Below are 20,781 nucleotides of genomic sequence, written 5' to 3'. Positions count from 1 at the left end.
GCGTGCTCAGCCGTCGCCCGGGCCGTCGCCGGGGACGAAGCGGTAGCCCATCCCCGACTCGGTGAGCAGGTAGCGGGGGCGGGCCGGCTCGGGCTCGAGCTTCTTCCGCAGCTGGGCGAGGTAGAGGCGGAGGTAGCCGGTGTCCGTGCTGTGGCTCGGTCCCCAGATCTCGTGCAGCAGGGTCTGCCGGGTGACGAGCCGGCCGGGGTTCCGGACGAGCAGCTCCAGCACGCGCCACTCGGTGGGGGTGAGCCGGACGGCGATCGGGCCGTCGCCGGTGCGCCGGGTGACGGCCCGCGCGGTGAGGTCGACGACGTGGTCGCCGAGGACGACCAGCGAGCCGGTCTCCTGCGTGCCGAGCCGCCGGGTGAGGGCGCGGAGGCGGGCGAGCAGCTCGTCCATCGCGAAGGGCTTGGTGACGTAGTCGTCGGCGCCGGCGTCGAGGGCGTCGATCGTGTCGGCGGCGCCGGTGCGGCCGGAGACGACGAGGATCGGCGCGGTGCTCCAGCCGCGCAGTCCGCGGATCACGTCGAGGCCGTCGAGCCCGGGCAGGCCGAGGTCGAGCACGACGAGGTCGGGACGCCGCTCGGCGGCGAGTGCGAGGGCGCTGGTGCCGTTCTCGGCGGTGACGACCTCGTAGCCGCGGGCGCCGAGGGTGATCCGGAGGGCGCGCAGCAGCTGCGCGTCGTCGTCGGCGAGGAGGACCCTCATCGGTCTCCCTCCCGGGGCGTCGGTGTGGGCATCGGTGCGGGTGCGGGTGCGGTCGGCGGCGGCGCGAGCGGGAGGGTGACGACCATGGTCAGCCCGCCGCCGGGGGTGTCCTCGGTGTCGAGGGTGCCGCCCATCCCCTCGGTGAAGCCCTTGGACAGGGCGAGGCCGAGGCCGAGGCCGGTGGTGTTGTCGGTGTCGCCGAGGCGCTGGAACGGGACGAAGACGTCGGCCCGGCGCTCGGGGGCGATGCCCGGTCCGTGGTCGGCGACCCGGATCTGGAGCGTGCCGGCGAAGCCGCTGGTCGAGATCCGCACGCGCCGGTCGGCCGGGGAGTGCCGGACGGCGTTGGCGAGCAGGTTCACCACCACGCGCTGGAGCAGGCCCGCGTCGGCGAGCGCCGGCGGCAGGTCGAGGTCGAGATCGAGGTCGAGCTCCGCCGGTCCGAGGCCGAGCTCGTCGATCGCGGGGAGGACGACGTCCGAGGGGTCGACGGGCGCCAGGGAGACCGCGAGCACCCCGGCCTGCAGCCGGGTGACGTCGAGGAGGTTCGTGACGAGGTCCGCGAGGGTGCCGAGGCTCTCGTCGGCGGTGGCGAGCAGCTCCGCGCGGTCCGCGGCGCTCCAGGCGATGTCGGTGGAGCGCAGTCCGCTGATCGCGGCGGTCGCGGCGGCGAGCGGCCGGCGCAGGTCGTGGCTCACGGCGGAGAGCAGGGCGCTGCGCACCCGGTCGGTCTCGGCGAGGGGGGCGAGGCCGCTCGCCGTCTCGCTGAGGTCCTCGTGCTCGAGGGCGGCGTCGAGCTGGGCGACGACGACGGAGAGCAGGCGCCGCTCGCCCGCGCCGACGGGGCGGCCGTGCAGCTCGAGGACGGCGGTGCGGCCGACGGGGACGGTCTCGTGCTGGCCGCCGGGCTCGCCGTCGGCGCCGACGAGCTCGGAGCCGCGGAGCAGGCGGACGCCGGTCAGCCCGAAGGCCTCGCGGGCGCGCTCGAGGATCGCCTGCAGGGCGTCCTGGCCGCGGATGACGCCGCCGGCGATGGTGGCGAGCAGCTCGGCCTCGGCGCCGGCCCGGCGGGCGGTGCGGGCGCGGCGGGCGGCGCGGTCGACGACGGCGCTGACCAGGATCGCGTTGGCGATGTAGAGCAAGAGGGCGAGGGCGTGCAGCGGCTCGTCGACCGTGACGGTGTAGAGCGGGTCGACGAAGAAGAAGTCGAGGGTGAGCCCGGACAGCACGGCGGCGAACAGTGCCGGACCGAGGCCGCCGGCGAGGGCGACCAGGACGACGAGGACCTGGTAGGCGAGGACGTCGCTGGTGATCGACTCGTCGCTCCGGAAGGCGGCGAGCAGCCAGGTGAGCAGCGGCCCGCCGACGAGGGCGAGCAGCAGGCCGAGGACGCGCCGCTTCAGCGTCAGCGCTCCGCCGAGCCGGGGCAGCGCGGGGGAGCGGCCCGCCGAGGCGTGGGTGACGATGTGGACGTCGATCGTCCCGGACTCGCGGATGACCGTCGCGCCGATGCCGGGGCCGGTGAGCGCGGCGGCGAGCCTGCTCCGCCGGCTGACGCCGAGGACGAGCTGGGTGGCGTTGACGGAGCGGGCGAACTCGACGAGGGCGCGGGGCACGTCCTCGCCGACGATCTGGTGGTAGCTGCCGCCGAGGGTGTCGACGAGGGCGCGCTGCTCGGCGAGCACCTCCGGCCGGGCGGCGCGCAGGCCGTCCTGGCTGGTGACGTGCACGGCGAGCAGCTCGCCGCCGGAGGAGCGGGCGGCGATGCGGGCGCCGCGGCGGAGCAGGGTCTCGCCCTCGGGTCCGCCGGTGAGGGTGACGACGACGCGCTCGCGCGCCTCCCAGGTGCTGTCGATGCCGTGCTCGACGCGGTAGCCGTTCAGCGCGGAGTCGACCTCGTCGGCGAGCCAGAGCAGCGCGAGCTCGCGCAGCGCCGTGAGGTTGCCGAGCCGGAAGTAGTTGGAGAGGGCGGCGTCGATCCGCTCGGACGGGTAGACGCGGCCGGCCGCGAGCCGGTCGCGGAGGGCCTGCGGGGCGAGGTCGACGACCTCGATCTGGTCGGCGCCGCGCAGGATCGCGTCGGGGATCGTCTCGCGTTGCGGGACTCCGGTGATCTGCTGGACGACGTCGTTGAGCGACTCGATGTGCTGGATGTTGACGGTGGAGACGACGTCGATCCCGGCGTCCAGGAGGGTCCGGACGTCCTGCCAGCGCTTCTCGTGGGCCGAGCCGGGCGCGTTGGTGTGCGCGAGCTCGTCGACGAGGGCGATCCCGGGGCGCCGGGCGAGGACGGCGTCGAGGTCCAGCTCGTCGAGTCGCACGCCGCGGTGCTCGAGGGTGGTCCGGGGGACCACCTCGAGCCCGGTGACCATCGCGGCGGTCGCGGCGCGGCCGTGGGTCTCGACGAAGGCGACGACGACGTCGCGGCCCTCGCTGCGCAGCCGCCGGCCCTCCTCGAGCATCTCGTAGGTCTTTCCGACGCCCGGGGCGGCGCCCAGCAGCACCCGGAGCCGCCCCGTCCTCATCGCCGCCTCAGCTCGCCTGCGCCGCGAGGGCGAGGTTGAGCTCGAGGACGTTCACGGTCTCGTCGCCGAGGAACCCGAGGTCGCGTGCCTGGGTGTGCTCGGCGACGAGGGCGCGGACGTCCTCCTCGGTGAGCCCGCGGGCGGCGGCCACGCGGGCCACCTGGATCGCGGCGTAGGCCGGGCTGATCTGCGGGTCCAGACCCGAGGCGGAGGCGGTGAGGGCGTCGGCGGGGACGGCGGCCGGGTCGACGCCGTCGAACGCGGCGATCGCGGCGCGGCGCTCCTGGATCGCGGCGATGAGCTCCTCGTTCTCGGGGCCGAGGTTGGAGCCGCTGGAGGCGCTCGCGTCGTAGCCGTCGCCCGCGGCGGAGGGCCGGGACTGGAACCACTCGGGCAGCGGGTTCCCGTCGGCGTCGGTGAAGGACTGGCCGATGAGGCTGGAGCCGACGGTCTCGCCGTTCTCGGTGAGCAGCGAGCCGTTCGCCTGGCGGGCGAAGGCGAGCTGGCCGAGGCCGGTGATCGCGAGGGGGTAGAGGACGCCGAGGGCGACGGTGAGCACGAGGAGGGCGCGGAGGGCGACTCCGTACTGCCGGAGCCCGGTGCGGGGGGTGGTCATGGGGTGGTCTGCTTCCTGCTGAGGAGTGCTGGGAGTGCTGGGAGTGCGGGGAGTGCTGGGAGTGCTGGGACTGCGGGGTCCGGTTAGAAGCCCGGGAGGAGCGAGACGACGAGGTCGATCAGCTTGATGCCGACGAACGGCGCGATCACCCCGCCGAGCCCGTAGACGAGGAGGTTGCGGCTGAGGACCTTCGAGGCGCTGAGCGCGCGGTAGGCCACGCCGCGGAGGGCGAGCGGGATGAGGGCGATGATGACGAGCGCGTTGAAGACGATCGCCGAGAGGATCGCCGAGGACGGCGAGTGCAGCTGCATCACGTTCAGCACCGCGAGGCCCGGGAAGACCCCGGTGAACATCGCGGGGATGATCGCGAAGTACTTCGCGATGTCGTTGGCGATCGAGAAGGTGGTCAGCGCTCCGCGGGTGATCAGCAGCTGCTTGCCGATCCGGACGATGTCGATGAGCTTGGTCGGGTCGGAGTCGAGGTCGACCATGTTGCCGGCCTCCTTCGCCGCCGACGTGCCGGTGTTCATCGCGACCCCGACGTCGGCCTGCGCGAGCGCGGGGGCGTCGTTGGTGCCGTCGCCGGTCATCGCGACCAGGTTGCCGCCCTCCTGCTCGCGGCGGATGTACTCGAGCTTCTGCTCCGGTGTGGCCTCGGCGAGGTAGTCGTCGACGCCGGCCTCCGCGGCGATCGCCTTCGCGGTGAGCGGGTTGTCGCCGGTGATCATCACCGTGCGGATGCCCATCGCGCGCAGGTCGGCGAAGCGCTCCTTGAGCCCCTCCTTGACGACGTCCTTGAGGTGGACGACGCCGAGGATCCGGCCGGTGCCGCTCGCGTCCTTCACGGCGACGACCAGCGGGGTGCCGCCGCTCTCCGAGATGCGGTGCACCTGCGCCTCGAGATCCGCGGCGGCCGCGAGCGGGCCGCCGTCCGCGAGCCAGGCGGTGACGGCCGAGCCGGCGCCCTTGCGGATCATCGCGCCGTCGGGGAGGTCGAGGCCGCTCATCCGGGTCTGCGCCGTGAAGGGCACGATCTCGGCGGAGAGGACGTCGCCCGCGAGGGAGTCGTGGTGCACTCCGCGGGCCGCGGCGAGGTCGACGATCGACTTCCCCTCGGGCGTCGGGTCGCTGAGGGAGGAGGACGCGGCGGCGCGGATCAGCTCGTCCTCGCCGGTCCCGCCGACGGGGACGAACTCGGTGGCGCGGCGGTTGCCGTAGGTGATGGTGCCGGTCTTGTCGAGCAGCAGGGTGGTGACGTCGCCGGCGGCCTCGACCGCGCGGCCGGACATCGCGAGCACGTTGCGCTGCACGAGCCGGTCCATGCCGGCGATGCCGATCGCGGAGAGCAGGGCGCCGATGGTGGTCGGGATGAGGCAGACCAGCAGGGCGACCAGCACCGGGACGCTGACGGGGGCGGCGGCGTAGGAGGCGATCGGGTTGAGCGTCAGGGTGACGACGAGGAAGACGATGGAGAGGCTCGCGAGCAGGATGTTCAGCGCGATCTCGTTCGGCGTCTTCTGGCGCGAGGCGCCCTCGACCAGGCCGATCATCCGGTCGACGAAGGTCTCGCCGGGCTTCGAGGTGATCCGCACGACGATCCGGTCGGAGAGGACCCGGGTGCCGCCGGTGACGGCGCTGCGGTCGCCGCCGGACTCGCGGACCACGGGGGCCGACTCGCCGGTGATCGCGGACTCGTCGACCGAGGCGATGCCCCAGACGATGTCGCCGTCGCCGGGGACCAGGTCGCCCGCCTCGACGATCACGTGGTCGCCGAGCTGCAGGTCCGCCGAGGAGACCTCGCGCACCTGGCCGTGGGCCGCGGCGCCGTCGCCGGCGCGGTACTCCAGCAGGCGGCGGGCCATGGTGCTGGTGCGGGTCTGCCGGAGGCTGTCGGCCTGCGCTTTGCCGCGGCCCTCGGCGACCGACTCGGCGAGGTTCGCGAAGACGACGGTCGCCCAGAGCCAGAGGGCGATGCCCCAGGTGAAGGAGCCGGGGACCGGGGAGCCGCCGGACTCCTGCGCGCCGCCGAGGAACGGCTCGGCGATCGAGAGGACCGTGGTCAGCGCGGCGCCGACCTCGACCAGGAACATCACCGGGTTCCGCACCATCAGGCGCGGGTCGAGCTTGCGGAGCGCGCCGGGCACGGCGGCGAGGATCTGCTCGGGGCTGAAGGCGGAGGCGCCGCGCCGCGGGGTCTTCTCGGGGGAGGGGGAGGCGGCGGGTCGATCGAGCACAGTGGTCATGACTGCAGTCCTTCTGCGAGGGGTCCGAGTGCGAGCACGGGGAAGTAGGTGAGGGCGGTCACGATGGCGGTGACGCCCACGAGGAGGCCGACGAACTGCGGCCGGTGGGTGGGGAGCGTGCCCGCGGTCGCCGGTGCGGCGCCCTGCCGGGCCAGCGAGCCGGCGAGGGCGAGCACCATCACGATCGGCAGGAACCGGCCGAGCAGCATCGCGACTCCGAGGGCCGCGTTGAACCACGGCGTGTTCGCGGTGAGCCCGGCGAAGGCCGAGCCGTTGTTGTTGGCCGCGGAGGTGAAGGCGTAGAGCACCTCGGAGAGGCCGTGCAGGCCGGGGTTCCAGATGGACGTGCTCTCGACGTCCGCCCGCACCGCGGGGATCGCGAAGCTGAGCGCGGTGCCCGCGAGCACCAGGGTCGGCGTGATCAGGATGTAGATGCTCGCGAGCTTGATCTCGAGCGGGCCGAGCTTCTTGCCCAGGTACTCCGGCGTCCGGCCGACGAGCAGCCCGCCGATGAAGACCGCGAGGACCGCGAGCACGAGCATCCCGTAGAGACCGGAGCCGACGCCGCCGGGGGCGACCTCGCCGAGCATCATGTTCAGCATCGGCAGCATCCCGCCGAGGGCGGTGTAGGAGTCGTGCATCGAGTTGACCGCGCCGGTGGAGGTGAGGGTGCTGGTGGCGCCGAAGAGCGTCGAGCCGGCGATCCCGAACCGGGTCTCCTTGCCCTCCATCGCGCCGCCGGCGGCCTGCGGGGCGCCGCCGCTCCCGCCGAGCTCCAGGAGCGTGAGCGCGGTGAGGGAGACGAGGAAGATCGTCGCCATCGCGGCGAGGATCGCGTAGCCCTGCTTCGCGTCGCCGACCATCCGCCCGAAGGTGCGGGGGAGGGAGAACGGGATCGCGAGCATGAGGACCACCTGCAGCAGGCTGGTCCAGGCGGTGGGGTTCTCGAACGGGTGCGCGGAGTTGGCGTTGAAGAAGCCGCCGCCGTTGGTGCCGAGCATCTTGATCGCCTCCTGCGAGGCGACCGGGCCGCCCGGGAGGCTCTGCGTGGCGCCGGTGACCGTGGTGACGTCGGTGAATCCGGTGACGTTCTGGATCACGCCGCCGGCCAGGAGCAGGACCGCGCTCAGCACGGCCAGGGGCAGGAGCAGGCGGAGGAGTCCGCGGGTGAGGTCGACCCAGAAGTTGCCGATCGTGCCGCTGCCCCGCCGGGCGAACCCGCGGACGAGCGCGATGGCGACGGCGATGCCGACCGCGGCCGAGACGAAGTTCTGCACGGCGAGGCCGATCAGCTGGACCGAGTAGCCCATCGTCACGTCGGGGGAGTACGACTGCCAGTTCGTGTTGGTCACGAACGAGATCGCCGTGTTGAAGGACAGCCCCTCCGGGATCGCCGGGAAGCCGAGCGAGTACGGCAGGACGGCCTGCGCCCGCTGGATCGCGTAGAGCAGGAGCACGCTGACGAGCGAGAACGCGAGGACGCCGCGCAGGTAGGCCTGCCAGCTCTGCTCGGCGCGGGCGTCCACGCCGATGAGCCGGTAGAAGCCGCGCTCGGCGGCGAGGTCCTTCGGCGAGGAGTACAGGTGCGCCATGTAGTCGCCCAGCGGGCGGTGCAGCAGCACGAGGATCAGGGCGGCGGAGGCGACCTGCAGGATCGCGAGGAAGGCGTCCATCAGAAGCGCTCCGGCTTCACGAGGGCGACGACGAGGTAGCCGATCGCGGCGATCGCGAGGACCGCGGCGAGGGTGTCGAGGACGATCACGCCCGGTCCCCTCCCTTCCGCGCGTCGCGGGGGTCGGCGACGCCGGCCCGGGGGCTCAGCTTCTCGACCCCCTTGGCGAGGACGCCGAGGAGGGTGAAGACGGCGAGGACGCCGATCACGGAGACGAGGTCGAGCACGGGAGGACTCCATCCGGAGGCGGATCGTGACCGCGGATCCGCGGGCACGTGCCAGAGCTGGCACGAGCACTCACTAGACACCTCCGCGGCCCGCCGTCCGGCGGTGCTCACGGTTCCCATACGGATCGACGGCGGAACCTCACGGGTTCCCTACGACAGCGGCCGAGCGCCTGCCGTCAGGAGCCCCGGACGCCGCGTCACTCCGGGACGGCGGCGGCCCTCCTCGCCTTCCGCTCGCGGCGGTCGCTGCGAGCGACGCTGACCACGAGCGCGATCGAGAGGCCGATGAGGACGTACTCGACGAGCGCGGCGACGACGTCGCCGCCGAAGCCCGGAGTGGTGGACTGGTCGTCACCGCCCTGCTGCAGGAAGCGGGCGAAGTCGCCGAGGCCGTGCAGCAGGATCGGCACCCACAGCGTCCCCGTCGCGCGCAGGGCGCCGTAAAAGATCGCGCCGTCCATCGCCAGGAACGCCACGGCGAGTGCCGTCGCGGGCAGTGGGACGCCGTTGATCAGATAGCCGGCGGTGTGCGCGAGGCCGAACGCGATCGAGGTGATCAGCAGCGCCGTCAGCTCGCCGTGGTGCCCGCGGACCGCGACCCGGAAGAGACCGCGGAAGTAGAGCTCCTCGCCGAAGCCGATCAGCAGGCAGCCGACCAGGTAGACGAGGACCATCGGCAGCGCCCGCTCCGCCCAGGGCACCGCCAGCAGGAGCAGCACGGTCTGCACGACGAGGACGACGGGGATCGCCAGCAGCCACCGGCGCCGCCGCTCGGTGAACGGCGACGGCGCCGTCCACGCCTCCTGCAGCCAGCCCGCGCGCCGGGCGAACAGCAGCCCGATCACGATGAGGACGCCGACCGGGAGCCAGGTCCCGATCACGAAGTCGAGGGTCTCGTCGCCGCCGGCGAGCGGATCGAGCAGGGTGCCGACGCCGGCCGCGATCAGCACGTAGAGGACGGCGGCGGCGAGGCCCACCGCGATCGTGCGCGGGACCGGGCGGTGATCGGTGGTCGCGGTCATGCAAGGACTCCTTCGGTGACGGCGCTCCGATTCCGACGGCGCTCGCCGCGGTCGGGCAGGTCGCCGATCAGCTCGCCGACACGACCACGCTAGCGGCGGGCGAGGCGTCCCCGTCGGTCGTGCTCCCCGCTCGGGGGGCAGGCGGGGGCCGATAACCAGGAGAGCCGCCTCAGCCCTTCCGCTCCCGCCGCAGGAGGCGGCTCAGCTCGTCGTCGATCGTGGCCAGCGGGGAGCAGCGGGCGATCGACGCCGCCATCTCGACGGCTCGGGCGCGGTAGGACGGGTCGAGCAGGACGGCGCGGATCGCCGTGCCGAGCGCCTCGGCGGAGGGACGCCCGGTCCGCAGGTCGAGGCCGACGCCGAAGTGCGCGACGCGGGCGGCGACCTCGGGCTTGTCCTCGGCGGCGCCGGCGACGACCAGCGGGACGCCGTGACGGAGGGCGAGCAGGGTGCCGCCGAAGCCGCCGTTGGTGACCATCACGGAGGTCAGCGGCAGCAGCTGCTCGTAGGGCAGGAACTCCGCGGCGCGGGCGTTCGGCGGCAGCGGGCCGAGGGAGGCGAGCGGCGCGCGGCCGGTGCTGACGACGACGAGCACGTCCTCGTGCGCGAGCGCCTCCAGGGTGGGGCGGACGACCTTCCCGAAGTCGTGGTTGTCGAGGGTGCCCTGGGTGACGTGCACCACCGGGCGGCCGTCGTGCAGGTCGGCCCACCAGTCGGGCAAGGCGGCCGGTGAGGGGGTGCTCGGGATCGGTCCGGCGAAGACCACGTTCGGGCTGAGGTCCGAGCGGGGGTACTCGAACTCCGCCGGGCCCAGCTGCACGAAGCGGTCGAACGCCGCGGTGAAGTCCAGGACGAAGGTGCGCAGGGGCACGCCGGCCGCCTCCTGCACCAGCCGCTCCGCGAGCCGCTGGGTCTTCGCGAAGAGCAGGCGGGCCACGAGCAGGTTCAGCGCGCGGTTCCGCAGCCGCCCGAGCGGCGTGGCGGAGGGCGGCAGCGCCGTGTTGAACGGGGCGACGTCGCGGCTGACCTGGACCAGCGGGCCGATGCCGACGCCGAGGATCGGCGGTCGCGAGGCCGGGTCCGCCTCGAGCAGCGGCAGGATCCCGGCGAAGAAGGAGTCGGTCAGGACGGCGTCGATCCGCTCCCGGTCGAGGACCGCCCGGACGGCGCGGTGCTGCTCCGGCAGGGTCGCCACGAAGGTCTGCTCGACCTGGTACCGCGAGAGCGCGAGGCCGCGGTGCCGGTGCAGGTCGGGCAGGAAGCCCGCCTCGTCGCGCTCGTCGAAGTCGGCTCGACCGGTGAGGGCCTCGTGGTGCAGGCCGGCGTCGTGCACGCGCTCCTCGAAGGCGGAGCCGGTCAGCACGACGACGTGGTGCCCGCGCTCGGCCAGATGCCTGCCGATGGCGAGCAGCGGTGCCAGGTGACCGTAGAGGGGAGTGCTGCAGAGCAGGATGGTGGCCACGACGGCTCCTCGATCAGGTCGGTTCGGGGTGGTGCTCGGGGTCTTCGGGGTGGTTCGCGGGGCTCTCGGCGTGCGGCGGGAGGAGCAGGCGGGTGAGCGCGTCCCCGAGGAACCGCTCGAGCTGCTCGGCGCTCCAGCCGCGGTCGAGGGCGAGCAGATTCCAGAGCTGCGGGCTGGCGAGGGCGTAGAGGATGTCGCCCGCCTGCTCCGGGGTCATGTCGTCGCGCAGCGGACCGCGCACGAGTCGCGCGAACGCCTGCTGGTCGGCGAGGCGGCCGGCGCTCTGCCGGGCGAGGTCCTCGGCGAGGGCGGGGTCGTCCTGCGCGGCGGCGGCCATCACGTTCCAGAGCGGCGCGGCCCGCTGCGCCAGGGCGACGGAGTGGTGTGCGAGCTGCCGCAGCTGCCGCTCGGGATCGGACTCCATCGCGACCGCCGCGACCCAGCCTTGGTCGGTGACGCCCGCCTCGGAGTCCTCCCCGGTCGTCATCGCCGCGGTCAGCGCGCGGAGCACGTCGGCCTTGCCGCCGATCGCGAGGTAGATGGTCTGCACGGAGGTCCCCGCCTCGCGGGCGAGCTGCGAGATCGTCGTCCCCGCGTAGCCCTGGTTGAGGAACAGTCCCGCGGCGGCGTCGAGGATCCGCGCCCGGGTCTGCGCGCGATCGGTGTCGCCGCGCTCGCGCCGCCGCCGGGCGTCGTAGGGCCGGGAAGCCGCCTTCTGCTCGTCGCCGCCGCTCATCCCGACGGGCTCGCAACGTCGGGCGCCGGGGAGGTCGTGGCGCGAGTGGCGGTGGGTGCGGTCATGGCGGCGTTCCCAGGAGTCGAGAGGTGGTGCGGAGGGAGGGGAACCGCTGGTGGCGATCCCGCGTCACTCCGCGTTTCTCACTATAACGTCACTCCAGCGAGATATGCGGACGTCCTGGTCAGCGGGAGTCGATCGAGTCCGCGGCGTCCTCGGCAGGTGCCGCCCGGTCGTCGATCACGCGGAGTCTCGCCACCGCGCTCGCGAAGCCGCGGCGGTCGCGGGTCGCGACCACCCCGACGAGCGCCGCCAGAACGAGCAGCGTCGCGCCGGTCCCGGAGCCGGGCAGTGGCGAGGCGAGTGCGGCCGCCCAGCCGCCGGACCCCAGCGCCCAGCGGACCAGCCGCTGCCACAGCGCCGGCGGCGTCGACGGCGTCAGCCGGACGACCGCCTCGCCGATCGTCCGCCCGGTGCGCAGCACGAGCACGAGCTGGAGCGCAGGCGCCACGAAGGCGAGGACGCCCAGCACCAGCGGCGCGAGCCCCGGCGGCACGCCCGGCTCGAGGAGCGCGAGGCCGAGCGCGGTCACCGACGCGAGCGCCCCCGACACCAGGGTCAGCACGAGCGCGTCGCAGAGCATCCCGAACAGCCGGCGCCGCAGGGTGACCGGCCGCGGCTGCCCCGCGTCGCGGTCGCCGCGCCGTCCGGTGAGCAGGACGAGCACGGGAGCGAGCACCGTCCCGAGCAGCGCACCCGCGGTGTTCGCCAGCAGGTCGTCGACGTCGAAGAGGCGGTAGGCGCACGAGAAGAGGAACCAGTCGCCCGTGAGCTGGGTGAACTCGATCAGCAGCGACACCGCCAGCCCGGCGAGGCCGCCCGCGACCACGCCCGCCGCGAGCCGGCCCCGCAGGACCACCTGGCGCACGAGCATCCCGAGCGGGACGAAGAGGATCACGTTGAAGACGACCTGCGCCGACGCCCGGTTCGTCACGATCGAGAGCGGTCCGCTCAGTCCGCCCTCCTTCGCGATGTCGGCGAGGAAGGTGAAGGGCCGCAGCTGCGGCGACGACGGGGTGCGGCACAGCGCCTCCACCGTGCTCGCGTCCGGCAGCGGCAGCAGCGTGTAGGTGACGAGCGCCAGCGCGTAGACGACGGTGAGGAAGGCGAGGACCGCCGGTCCGAGCCCCAGCTCGCCGCGCCGCCGGTACTGCAGCGCCGCCCACGGCACCAGGCCGACGATCGCGAGAGCGGATCCCCCGAGCAGGGCGACGACGGCGGGCCAGACGGAGTCCATGACTCGACCCTAGACAGCGGGCTTCGGGGGACAGGCCTGTTGCGGGCGGGGCGACAGTAGGCGAGCCGGCGACGTCGTCGTCAGCGGGGCGGCTGCCGACGGCGAATCGCAGACGACACCCGCAGCATCGCCTGCTCGACCGGGGGAGACACCATCGTGACTATCGAAGGGGAAACGCGCACTCTCGACGTCGACAAGTCCCGCATAGCCTTCGGGGAACCGCTGATCGACACGGCCCTTCTTCAGGAGTGACCGATCGTCATTCGCAATCTCGCCACCACGGTGGCGGCCGAGGCCCCGGAGCGCGCTGACCGAGCAATTGCGGCCAGATCTTCGACGCAAGCGCCGGATCGCGCGGACCGCGGCCGCTGCGCTGACGGCCGATGCGCCGGCCGTTCGGTGTGGAGTTCCTGCTCGGGCGTCACCAGGCGGAACGCTCGACCGTGCCTCCCGAGAATGGCGGCCTACTGAGGCGGCTGTTTCAGAGGACTCGTCCGTCGCCCACGGCCTTGGTGCCTTCAACGATGGTGAAGTCCGCTCCGGCCCTGAGGGAGCTGTAGTCGATGTCGTAGAGAAGCTCAAGGGTCACTTCGCTCGTCTCGCCGGGTTCGACTTCCGCGGTCTCGCTGCTGCGCACGATCACGCCGAGAGGGTCTCCGTCGCCGCCGACGACGACCGCATGAGGTCGATACCGTCCATCGAGACCGATGGCCGTCTGCCGGCCGCCCTCGCTGGTCGGACGGAGACGGATCCTCGCGCGGATCGTTCTCGCGTCTGATCGCGGTCCTGTCACCGGCTGACCACTCCGCCTGCTGTGGGATGCATGGCCTGATCGTACGCAGCCGCGCCCCGCTTCCTGTGTGGGTATCGCTCTGTGGACGCGATCGTCGGGGATGCGACGATCCGACGGTCCACGGTTCGCTGATCGTCGCGCTGCTCCGGCGAAGTCGCTGGTGAAGAGGTCGCGGAGCAGGCGCACGGTGTCGTCGTAGACGACCAAGCGACCGCACACGTGCTGAGCCTACGGACGGGGCCGCCCACGCCCTCCGACCCATACAAGAATTCCGAAGGTGACGCCCGAGACCACTGCGACCAGGAGGAGGAATGGAAGGACGCCGAACACTATGAAGCCCGTTGCACCCCAGGACTCGTCCATGCGCCGATCCTATGCTCGGCGCGCGGACTCGGTAGCAGCAGTAGTCACTGGTCGGAGAGCGGTGGAGCGGTCGCGATCATGTCGGGGGACGGCGTTTCATAGCCACCGATGACGAGTGTGCTGGTGTTCGTCCAGCTCGGCTCGGAGTAGGTGACCGGCTCGGACGTCTCGGCAGCAGGAGTCATCATGGCTCCGACTGCTGGCACGCTCACAGCGAGAACGCCCGCGACCACCGCTACGACCGCGACAACGAACAAGTTGTTGCAAAGTCTCTCCATCGTGTCGCCCCCCAGTATCGATGCACGCGGAGCGTACCAGCGCAGGTATGGCGACGCCGTTGAGCGGGACCCGTATAGGCGTCGTCATCCTCCTCCCGGAGCCAAGGGACAGGTGAATGCCCTGCGGTTTCCTGCTCTCCGAGAACGGGACACCCTCGATCGTCCTGCACGTCCTCGGACGTGCCCACCAGGTTGGCACACCTGCTGAGTGAGGGATTCGCCGGCCTGACGCTGACGTGTCCCGTAGGGGAATCGCACCGCGCCATTGGACCCGAAGATTCAGCGGGGCGACCTTCGAGAATGTGCCGCACAATTACTCTCCGTCGTCGCGTAGCGCCTCAAGGCGCATGAGGACCGCGAACCCGATGACGACGAAGAGGACGACGAACACTACGGAGATGATCGGCCAGTAGGTCACCAAGAACCAGATGATGGCTAAGGGCACCAGAATGATCGCGCGGGGATCAGGCATCCGGCGCTCCCTCGTGTCTCATCGGACGAAGGGTCGGGTCGAGCAGGTGCTGCCCGTTCTTGCGGGAGCTGCTCATGACGCAGGACACCCGTAGGGGAGCACGACGAGTCTGCTCCCCACTCGAAGGCCGCCGCCCACTCCTGGCGATGCCTCCCGTTCGCGGCGCTGCGGCGTCACTGTTCCAAGCTGGAGGGCGAGACCCGGGCAGCTGCGAGCTTCCGGACGCCAGGATCACCGACACCCAGGATCAGGATGCTCTCGATGCTGCCGATCGTCTCGGGATCCGTGATCTGCAGTTCCTGGTCGGCATCTGCTGTCAGCGTGCCGACCTCGCTTCCTACGTCCGAAGGGAATCGCAACTCTCCGTCGTTGTCCTCGAGTGGGGCGCTCGTGAGAAGGACCCGCGGTTCCACTGCTCCGGTCAGGCTCAGGCCGCTGAGGGACAGCCACACCGTCCCGTCCTCTCGCTCCTCGAGCAGAAGATCACCGCTCGCATCATCGGACACACTCTCGAGCGACGTGCGGATCGGCAGCTGCTCCAGAAGCGACTGGGCGGCGGGAGAGCCCGTCGCATCAGAACCATCCGAGGGAGTGCTCGTCGGAAGGCTGGGAGCGGTGGTCGTCGTCGAGGGGCTGGCGACCGCGGTTCCATCGAGGGGTGCCGTGCAGCCGGCCAGGGCGAGAGCGAGCCCGGTCGCAGCGGCTATGGCCGATAGCCGACTGATTGCGATCGTGTCTGTCATGGTTCGTGCTGCTCCGTCGGTCGAACTGTCGCTCAGCCTACGCAGGGCGCGATACTCATCGTGATGTCGAACCGACTCTTCGTCAGGTCATGTCGACGTGTTCGAGTGCGCGGCATAGGGCGTCTTTCGCTCGCTGGTGGCGACTACGCGCGGTCGATTCATTCAGGCCGAGGAGCTCGGCGGCCTCGCGGGGAGAGAACCCGTCCCAGTGCACGAGCAGGTCCTTCTAAGCCAGCAGCACTGCCCATCCGCCTGCCGCGAGGAGGACGATGAGCAGCGCCACTCCCGCCCAGATCCCATCGACCGCTGTCGATGTCCCCCTCGCGAGTCGGACGGCTCCGAGGACGAGGATGAGCCCACCGCTGACGAATTGGATCGAGAAAGCCAGCTGATAGAGCTGGTCCGCCGGCTCGATGGTCGGCGAGCCACCACCCTCCAGTCGTATACCGGACGCCGTAGCCAGGAGAACGAAGAGGAAGGGCAGGGCGAGAAGTCCGGACAGTCCGATCGTGTGGAGCAGGATCGGGACGGAGAAGACCTCCGAAGCCGGGCTCCGTCTCGGCTTCGACGAGTGCGCGATGGGCTACCTCTCAAGGGAGACGGACCCGAAGGACGGGTAGTCGGGGCCCTCGTAGTTCATGGCGGTGAGGGTTCTGATCGCCGGCATGGTGTGCGCTCCGGGTACGGCGATCTCCTGGTCCGGCTGTTCCGGGTCCAGGGGGCCGATGTCGAAGGAGTAGCCGGCAGTGTCGACCCAGGCGCCCGAGCTGTCCTGCTCGAGCGCGCCCTCCTTGAGCTGCAGCCTCAGGTCAGAGGCGTCACCGGTCGAGAATCCGGTGACGGTCGCCCAGGTCGATCCGTCCGCGCGGCGCTCGATCAGGACAGATCCTGTCGTCTCGGTCTGCTGACTGACGAACTCGCCGCTGAGGGGGAGTTGCTGCTCGAATGCACTGAGCTGAGGGTCGTCGGACGCGGCCGGACCCGGCGAGCCTGCCGAATCCGCGCCTGACGATTCGACAGCGACTGTCGACGATTCGTCGCCGGCGGTCGCGTCGGCGGTGCAGCCGGACAGCACGAGTACGCCGGCGAGAGCCGTGATCGAGAGCGTGATTCCGATTCTGCTGATCCCCATGGCCCGATCCTGGCATGAGGGCGCCCGCGCGACGAGCCGACGTGAGGTGGTGTCCCACCATCTCATCGATGTCCTCCATGTCGTTCCCGCTCAGCGATCGCCCTTCACTGCGGACATGCCCGGACAGCGCGCCGTCGTGATGCGAAGCCTCAGAGAGTTTCGCGAACCGAGCGCAGACGATCAGCGAGCCGTGATTCTCGCGCGCATTGCTCGGCACTGCATTCCGGGCATGGCTGGTCGCACACTCGCCAACGCGTATACGGCCGTCCTGCTGATAGTGGGTCCTGTGATGATCCTCAACGGATCGCTCACCTCAGGGTCGGTGGGAGCCACTGCCGCCGTCGCCTTCGGTGCGGCGGCGGTGACGGCCGGGCTCGTGCTCCTCGGCATCCGCTTGACCACCTCCGCTCGTCAGCCGCGCGCCGAGGCGACTCGGCGAGTGCCTAGGGAGCCGTGCGGGCGCTCTGACGTGATGCTCGCCGTTCGCGAGTGGTGCCTGTGCTCAGGAACACGAAGCTGACACCGGTGACAGCGAGGTACGCCGGTGCCAGAAGTGCGCATGCCACGACGAGAAGGACCTCAGGAACGGTGAACGGGCGGTCGAGCGCCGCAAGAAGCGCCGCGCCGGCCACGTGGACTGCGGCGGCGACGCCGATGATCCGCGACACGCGTTTCTCGAGGAGCCCGGCGCGCACTGCCGAGACGGTGGCGAGGAGTGGTGCCGCGAGAGCCGTGACGCTGAGTGCCCCCATCGTGAGGAGGGGTGATCCGAGCTCGAGCGGTGGCACGAGGCTCGACCACGACAGGTGGAAGGTGGTCCATGCGGCTCCGAGACCGCAGAGTCCGATGACGGCGGCGAGGAGTGGTCGGCCGCGCCGCGATGCGGTGATGGCCGTGCACAGCCAGGCGAGAGCGACGGTCGCTGCGGCGAGGAGCACGGGGAATGCGTAGCTGCGTCCCATCAGGTCCACGAAACCGCCCTGAGCAAAGGTCATGTCCCGCCCGCCGACCTCGATGACAACGGATACGTAGGTCCAGGCGGCGAGAAGGAACACGACGCCGATCGCGCTGCCCGCGCGTCGGCCCGGTCGACTCGTGGCGGTGAGGGTCTCGCGGATGCCGGCCAGGGCGAGCTCCGCGCGGTTGCGCGGTGTCGGTCCGGCCGCTCGGGTCGCGTCGTCCCGGTCGAGGAAAGCGCCGATCACGCTTTCAGCGTTGGCCTCTCGCCATGCTGCCGGGTACCAGCGCAGCGCCCGCCGGTAGGCGTCGGAAGGCGAGAGCGTCACGTCGCGACGCTCCCCGCCGTGGCCGTCTTCACCGGTGCCGCGCGGGAAGCACCGGTGGCGTCGGACCCGCTCCATCGGTGATCACCGACGCTCAGGAGCGCGATGCTTCCTCCGGTGACGGCGAGGTACATCGGCAACGCGAGAGCGCTGCCGATGAGGACGAAGGCTTCGCGGACGCTCGTCGGCTGATCGAGGGACAGGAGAAGCCAGGCGCCGGCGACCTGGGTAGCGGAGGCCGCGCCGATCAGCCACTGCGCGATCGGCTCGAGGAGGCCGGCGCGGACAGCGGCGATGACGGCGGCGAGGGAAGCTGCGAGAGCGACGGCGCTGAGGAGTGCGAATGCAGCTGGAGGCGTCTGACCGGCGACGGAGGCAACAAGTCCCGACCAGGCGAGCTGATCCATCGTCCCCGCGGACACCGCCCCACCGAGAGCGATGACGAGCGAGCAGAGCCGAGAGCCGCGGTGGAACGCGACGATCGCTGTGAGCAGCCACGCGAGGGCGAGAAGCCCGGCGGTGATCAGGACCGGGTTCTCGTGGGACCGGCCCACCGTGTCCATCACCCCGGTGGTGACGATCGTCATCACCCGTCCGCCTACCCCGAGGGTTACCGAGCCCAGCCAGGCGGCTCCGATGAGCAGGACCAGGCCGACGGTCGTCGTTACCAGTCTCGAGGGCCGGAGCAGCGCGGCGAAGGTCTCCACCACTCCTGCACGCGCCAGGTCGAACCGGTCACGTCCGCTCGGGCCGTTCGTCCCGGTCGCCTCGTCGCGATCAAGGTATGCGCCGATAGCGGCGTCCCCCTGACTCCTTCGCCACGCCGCCGGGTACCAGCGCATCGCCCGCCGGTAGCGGTCGAGTGATGACCCGTTCATGCCGGCGCGATCCGGCCGAGGCGGCGAGCAGCGCTGGATGCAGCGCGCTCGAGCTGCGCCAGACGAGCGGCGTCCACCGCGAGGCGAGCGGCGCCGGCGTCGGTCAGCCGGAAGTACCGGCGCCGGCGTCCGTTGACCTCCTCGTCGCCGTCCGCGGCGACGAGGCCCTGGCGCTCGAGCCGGTCCAGGGCGGCGTAGAGGGTCGGGATCTTCATCGTCATCGCGCCGTCGGAGAGCTCGCGCACCGCCGACACGATGCCGTAGCCGTGCGCCCGCCCATCGGCGAGGACCGTCATGATCCACACCCGCGGTTCCCGGATCTCTTCCATGACCGAAACATACTCTGCGTGACGGAGTATCACCAGCGATCGAATTGGCGGTAGCCGTCCCGTATGGGGATCGTTGACCGGACGCGATCATTCTGCGCGTCAAGCCCTACAAGCCCCGTGACGGAGCCACTCCACCGGGTGTGCTCGTGGTCTCATCGGCGCGAGCGGGCGAGGAGAGGCCTTGGTCGCTTAGGTATCAAGCGTGGAGCAGTTCGAGGATCACCGGGGCGTCTATGCGAGGTAGGCCTCGAGGGTCTGCGGAGCGGTGCCCGTGATCGTCTCGACGGCGTCGCTGATCGCGGACATGTCGTTGCTCGCGACCGCCGTGTAGGTGCTCACCCATGCGTCGACCTGCCAGCCGGGGGCGCCGTAGCCGGCACGCGAGGCGTGCGCCTCCTCGATGCTCTCGTCGAGGAATGTGACGTCGCGCCCGCGGACGCGGCTGATGGTGGTGGCGACCTCCGCGAAGGTGAGCGCCTCGGGGCCGGTGAGGTCGTAGGTGCGCCCGGCGTGCGCGGAGGGGTCGCGCAGCACGGCGACGGCGGTGCGGGCGACGTCGGCGCGGGAGACGATCGCGACGCGGCCGGTGCCTCCGGGGCCGCGGATCACTCCGTCGTCGCCGACCAGGGCCTCCATGAAGTCGATGTAGAAGCTGTCACGGAGGAACGTCCACGCCATGCCGGATGCCTTGATGTACTCCTCGGTGACGAAGTGGTCGCGGGCGAGGGTGAAGACCGCATCGGGAGCGGCGGCGATGAACGACGTGTAGACGATGTGCCGGACGCCGGCGGCGGCGGCCGCGTCGATGAAGGAACGGTGCTGGTCGAGGCGCTCCGCGCTCTCGGACGCGGACACCATGAATAGCGTCTCGACACCGGTGAGCGCGGCGATCGCCGCGGGCCGGTCGGTGTAGCTGAACGGGTGGACGGTGCTGTCCGGCAGCTGCGGAGCCTTCACGGGAGTGCGGACGAGCAGGCGCTGGGCCGTGTCGAGGGTGGCGAGCTCTCGGGCGACGAGGCCGCCGAGGACGCCGGTCGAGCCGGTGACGGCAAGGGTGGCGGGGGTGGGAGCGGTGTCGTTCATGAGGGGGTCCTTCCAGACGAGGTGAAGCGGTTCGGCGTACTCATCGAGCGGGGGGCGAGGGGGTGTCGTAGTCGTCCTGCGCGGCGAGCACGCCGGTCATGTGCTCGGTCGCCCAGTCGGTCAGCGCGCGCAGTGGGGCCTGCAGACTTCGGCCCGTGGCCGTGAGCTCGTACTCGACGCGCGGGGGGACCTGCGCATAGACGGTGCGCTGCACCAGGCCGTCCCTCTCCAGGCCGCGCAGCGTCTGGGTGAGCATCTTCTGCGACACCCCGTCCACGTCGGCCTGGATCTGCGAGAAGCGCCGCGGACCCGCATCGAGGGCTCCGACGACGAGCACCGTCCAGCGATCGCCGATCCGATCCAGCAGCCGCCTCGACGGGCAGTTCCGGTCGTACGGGTTCCACATCGCGTCGTTCATCCGCGTCCCCTTTCTCAGTCACTTGAAGATACCGACTAACGGATAGTGACTCAAGGGCGGTGCCATAGGCACTTTGAAGTGCCTATGGCGTCGCAGCGGAATCATCCGGGAGGGATCGTTCACCGGTCCATGGCTCCCTCTAGGTTGTTGCCGCGAGGCCGTCTAGTGTCGCGTCATGAGCGAGCGGGCGAAGCGCACGGTTCGATGGGGTTGGGTCAACGTGGCGTTGTTCGCCGTCGCGGCGATGTTCCTGCTGCTGATCACCGTCCAGACGGGTACCTGCACCGATTACGTCGACGGGACTGGAGTGTGCACAATCACTCCGCCGCCGGACCGCCAATGGCTGGTGCTGGTGATCGGTGGCGGGGTTCTCGCTTTCGCGCTCTTCAAGGCGTTTCGTCGGCGCTGACACGCGGCTGGCTCATCTGATCGGGCTGCTCGAGTGTCCAGACAGTGGTCGCCGATCCCGTCCCGTAAGAGGGTCGCTCACCGCATCAG

The 20,781-nt window shown here is 71.3% G+C and carries 23 protein-coding genes; 1 reads left to right on the top strand and 22 read right to left on the bottom strand.

Annotation, left to right across the window (positions count from 1 at the left end; translation table 11 throughout):
* Positions 1-6: 6 nt before the first annotated feature.
* The 22 genes from EDF17_RS11275 to EDF17_RS11190 form a co-directional block, all read right to left on the bottom strand.
* Positions 7-711, bottom strand: a complete 705-nt coding sequence (locus EDF17_RS11275; protein ID WP_123446353.1) for a response regulator — start codon at positions 709-711, stop codon at positions 7-9.
* The gene (locus EDF17_RS11270) at positions 708-3,236 is read right to left on the bottom strand and encodes an ATP-binding protein (protein WP_123446354.1); all 2,529 of its coding nucleotides are present in this window, start codon (positions 3,234-3,236) and stop codon (positions 708-710) included. The genes EDF17_RS11275 and EDF17_RS11270 overlap by 4 nt, the downstream gene beginning before the upstream one ends.
* A 7-nt stretch (positions 3,237-3,243) precedes the next feature.
* On the bottom strand, positions 3,244-3,852 hold the full coding sequence (kdpC, locus tag EDF17_RS11265) for a potassium-transporting ATPase subunit KdpC (RefSeq protein ID WP_123446355.1): 609 nt from the start codon (positions 3,850-3,852) through the stop codon (positions 3,244-3,246).
* 83 nt (positions 3,853-3,935) lie between these two features.
* A complete protein-coding gene (gene kdpB / locus EDF17_RS11260) occupies positions 3,936-6,095 on the bottom strand; it encodes a potassium-transporting ATPase subunit KdpB (protein ID WP_123446356.1) in 2,160 nt (719 codons plus the stop codon).
* Positions 6,092-7,768 (bottom strand): potassium-transporting ATPase subunit KdpA, encoded by a 1,677-nt coding sequence (kdpA, locus tag EDF17_RS11255; protein ID WP_123446357.1) that lies wholly within the window; start codon positions 7,766-7,768, stop codon positions 6,092-6,094. The genes kdpB and kdpA overlap by 4 nt, the downstream gene beginning before the upstream one ends.
* Positions 7,768-7,857: a potassium-transporting ATPase subunit F gene (locus EDF17_RS11250; protein ID WP_123446358.1), complete on the bottom strand. Its 90-nt coding sequence runs from the start codon at positions 7,855-7,857 to the stop codon at positions 7,768-7,770. The genes kdpA and EDF17_RS11250 overlap by 1 nt, the downstream gene beginning before the upstream one ends.
* On the bottom strand, positions 7,854-7,994 hold the full coding sequence (locus EDF17_RS19865; protein ID WP_159422630.1) for a hypothetical protein: 141 nt from the start codon (positions 7,992-7,994) through the stop codon (positions 7,854-7,856). The genes EDF17_RS11250 and EDF17_RS19865 overlap by 4 nt, the downstream gene beginning before the upstream one ends.
* A gap of 197 nt (positions 7,995-8,191) precedes the next feature.
* Positions 8,192-9,016 carry a CPBP family intramembrane glutamic endopeptidase gene (locus tag EDF17_RS11245; RefSeq protein ID WP_123446359.1) on the bottom strand — a complete coding sequence of 275 codons (825 nt, stop codon included), beginning with the start codon at positions 9,014-9,016 and terminating at the stop codon, positions 8,192-8,194.
* A 169-nt stretch (positions 9,017-9,185) separates the two neighbouring features.
* Positions 9,186-10,478 (bottom strand): glycosyltransferase, encoded by a 1,293-nt coding sequence (locus EDF17_RS11240; protein WP_166649658.1) that lies wholly within the window; start codon positions 10,476-10,478, stop codon positions 9,186-9,188.
* A gap of 13 nt (positions 10,479-10,491) precedes the next feature.
* Positions 10,492-11,214: a TetR/AcrR family transcriptional regulator gene (locus EDF17_RS11235; protein WP_123446361.1), complete on the bottom strand. Its 723-nt coding sequence runs from the start codon at positions 11,212-11,214 to the stop codon at positions 10,492-10,494.
* A 184-nt stretch (positions 11,215-11,398) separates the two neighbouring features.
* Positions 11,399-12,511 carry a VanZ family protein gene (locus EDF17_RS11230; protein ID WP_123446362.1) on the bottom strand — a complete coding sequence of 371 codons (1,113 nt, stop codon included), beginning with the start codon at positions 12,509-12,511 and terminating at the stop codon, positions 11,399-11,401.
* Positions 12,512-12,992: 481 nt separating this feature from the next.
* Positions 12,993-13,154 carry a hypothetical protein gene (locus tag EDF17_RS19860; protein WP_166649657.1) on the bottom strand — a complete coding sequence of 54 codons (162 nt, stop codon included), beginning with the start codon at positions 13,152-13,154 and terminating at the stop codon, positions 12,993-12,995.
* Positions 13,155-13,711: 557 nt separating this feature from the next.
* A complete protein-coding gene (locus EDF17_RS19855) occupies positions 13,712-13,855 on the bottom strand; it encodes a hypothetical protein (protein WP_166649656.1) in 144 nt (47 codons plus the stop codon).
* Positions 13,856-14,258: 403 nt separating this feature from the next.
* Complete coding sequence (locus tag EDF17_RS19850) at positions 14,259-14,417, bottom strand: hypothetical protein (protein WP_166649655.1); 159 nt, start codon at positions 14,415-14,417, stop codon at positions 14,259-14,261.
* A gap of 173 nt (positions 14,418-14,590) precedes the next feature.
* Positions 14,591-15,160 carry a hypothetical protein gene (locus EDF17_RS11225; protein ID WP_123446364.1) on the bottom strand — a complete coding sequence of 190 codons (570 nt, stop codon included), beginning with the start codon at positions 15,158-15,160 and terminating at the stop codon, positions 14,591-14,593.
* 82 nt (positions 15,161-15,242) lie between these two features.
* On the bottom strand, positions 15,243-15,374 hold the full coding sequence (locus tag EDF17_RS11220; RefSeq protein ID WP_243732870.1) for a sigma-70 region 4 domain-containing protein: 132 nt from the start codon (positions 15,372-15,374) through the stop codon (positions 15,243-15,245).
* Positions 15,375-15,743: 369 nt separating this feature from the next.
* Positions 15,744-16,358 (bottom strand): hypothetical protein, encoded by a 615-nt coding sequence (locus EDF17_RS11215; RefSeq protein ID WP_133672034.1) that lies wholly within the window; start codon positions 16,356-16,358, stop codon positions 15,744-15,746.
* A gap of 377 nt (positions 16,359-16,735) precedes the next feature.
* On the bottom strand, positions 16,736-17,578 hold the full coding sequence (locus tag EDF17_RS11210; RefSeq protein ID WP_133672032.1) for a hypothetical protein: 843 nt from the start codon (positions 17,576-17,578) through the stop codon (positions 16,736-16,738).
* Positions 17,575-18,282: a hypothetical protein gene (locus EDF17_RS11205; protein WP_133672030.1), complete on the bottom strand. Its 708-nt coding sequence runs from the start codon at positions 18,280-18,282 to the stop codon at positions 17,575-17,577. The genes EDF17_RS11210 and EDF17_RS11205 overlap by 4 nt, the downstream gene beginning before the upstream one ends.
* 167 nt (positions 18,283-18,449) lie before the next feature.
* The gene (locus EDF17_RS11200) at positions 18,450-18,782 is read right to left on the bottom strand and encodes a PadR family transcriptional regulator (protein WP_123446369.1); all 333 of its coding nucleotides are present in this window, start codon (positions 18,780-18,782) and stop codon (positions 18,450-18,452) included.
* A gap of 231 nt (positions 18,783-19,013) precedes the next feature.
* Positions 19,014-19,865 (bottom strand): SDR family oxidoreductase, encoded by an 852-nt coding sequence (locus tag EDF17_RS11195; protein ID WP_123446370.1) that lies wholly within the window; start codon positions 19,863-19,865, stop codon positions 19,014-19,016.
* Between the two features lie 40 nt (positions 19,866-19,905).
* The gene (locus EDF17_RS11190; protein WP_123446371.1) at positions 19,906-20,283 is read right to left on the bottom strand and encodes a helix-turn-helix domain-containing protein; all 378 of its coding nucleotides are present in this window, start codon (positions 20,281-20,283) and stop codon (positions 19,906-19,908) included.
* A gap of 175 nt (positions 20,284-20,458) precedes the next feature.
* Between EDF17_RS11190 and EDF17_RS11185 the strand changes: the two genes are divergently transcribed.
* Positions 20,459-20,692, top strand: a complete 234-nt coding sequence (locus tag EDF17_RS11185; protein ID WP_133672028.1) for a hypothetical protein — start codon at positions 20,459-20,461, stop codon at positions 20,690-20,692.
* The last annotated feature ends 89 nt before the right edge of the window (positions 20,693-20,781 follow it).

It is taken from the genome of Rathayibacter sp. PhB1 (genome assembly GCF_004362935.1).
GTDB classification, from domain to species: Bacteria; Actinomycetota; Actinomycetes; order Actinomycetales; family Microbacteriaceae; genus Rathayibacter; species Rathayibacter festucae.
This window is presented reverse-complemented; position numbering and strand designations above follow the sequence as displayed.

What these genes read in the sequence shown, in the direction of transcription:
- EDF17_RS11275 (WP_123446353.1), bottom strand. Translation starts at nt 711, where the DNA reads ATGAGGGTCCTCCTCGCCGACGACGACGCGCAGCTGCTGCGCGCCCTC.
- EDF17_RS11270 (WP_123446354.1), bottom strand. Translation starts at nt 3,236, where the DNA reads ATGAGGACGGGGCGGCTCCGGGTGCTGCTGGGCGCCGCCCCGGGCGTC.
- kdpC (WP_123446355.1), bottom strand. Translation starts at nt 3,852, where the DNA reads ATGACCACCCCCCGCACCGGGCTCCGGCAGTACGGAGTCGCCCTCCGC.
- kdpB (WP_123446356.1), bottom strand. Translation starts at nt 6,095, where the DNA reads ATGACCACTGTGCTCGATCGACCCGCCGCCTCCCCCTCCCCCGAGAAG.
- kdpA (WP_123446357.1), bottom strand. Translation starts at nt 7,768, where the DNA reads ATGGACGCCTTCCTCGCGATCCTGCAGGTCGCCTCCGCCGCCCTGATC.
- EDF17_RS11245 (WP_123446359.1), bottom strand. Translation starts at nt 9,016, where the DNA reads ATGACCGCGACCACCGATCACCGCCCGGTCCCGCGCACGATCGCGGTG.
- EDF17_RS11235 (WP_123446361.1), bottom strand. Translation starts at nt 11,214, where the DNA reads ATGAGCGGCGGCGACGAGCAGAAGGCGGCTTCCCGGCCCTACGACGCC.
- EDF17_RS11230 (WP_123446362.1), bottom strand. Translation starts at nt 12,511, where the DNA reads ATGGACTCCGTCTGGCCCGCCGTCGTCGCCCTGCTCGGGGGATCCGCT.
- EDF17_RS19855 (WP_166649656.1), bottom strand. Translation starts at nt 13,855, where the DNA reads ATGATGACTCCTGCTGCCGAGACGTCCGAGCCGGTCACCTACTCCGAG.
- EDF17_RS19850 (WP_166649655.1), bottom strand. Translation starts at nt 14,417, where the DNA reads ATGCCTGATCCCCGCGCGATCATTCTGGTGCCCTTAGCCATCATCTGG.
- EDF17_RS11225 (WP_123446364.1), bottom strand. Translation starts at nt 15,160, where the DNA reads ATGACAGACACGATCGCAATCAGTCGGCTATCGGCCATAGCCGCTGCG.
- EDF17_RS11215 (WP_133672034.1), bottom strand. Translation starts at nt 16,358, where the DNA reads ATGAGATGGTGGGACACCACCTCACGTCGGCTCGTCGCGCGGGCGCCC.
- EDF17_RS11200 (WP_123446369.1), bottom strand. Translation starts at nt 18,782, where the DNA reads ATGGAAGAGATCCGGGAACCGCGGGTGTGGATCATGACGGTCCTCGCC.
- EDF17_RS11195 (WP_123446370.1), bottom strand. Translation starts at nt 19,865, where the DNA reads ATGAACGACACCGCTCCCACCCCCGCCACCCTTGCCGTCACCGGCTCG.
- EDF17_RS11190 (WP_123446371.1), bottom strand. Translation starts at nt 20,283, where the DNA reads ATGAACGACGCGATGTGGAACCCGTACGACCGGAACTGCCCGTCGAGG.
- EDF17_RS11185 (WP_133672028.1), top strand. Translation starts at nt 20,459, where the DNA reads ATGAGCGAGCGGGCGAAGCGCACGGTTCGATGGGGTTGGGTCAACGTG.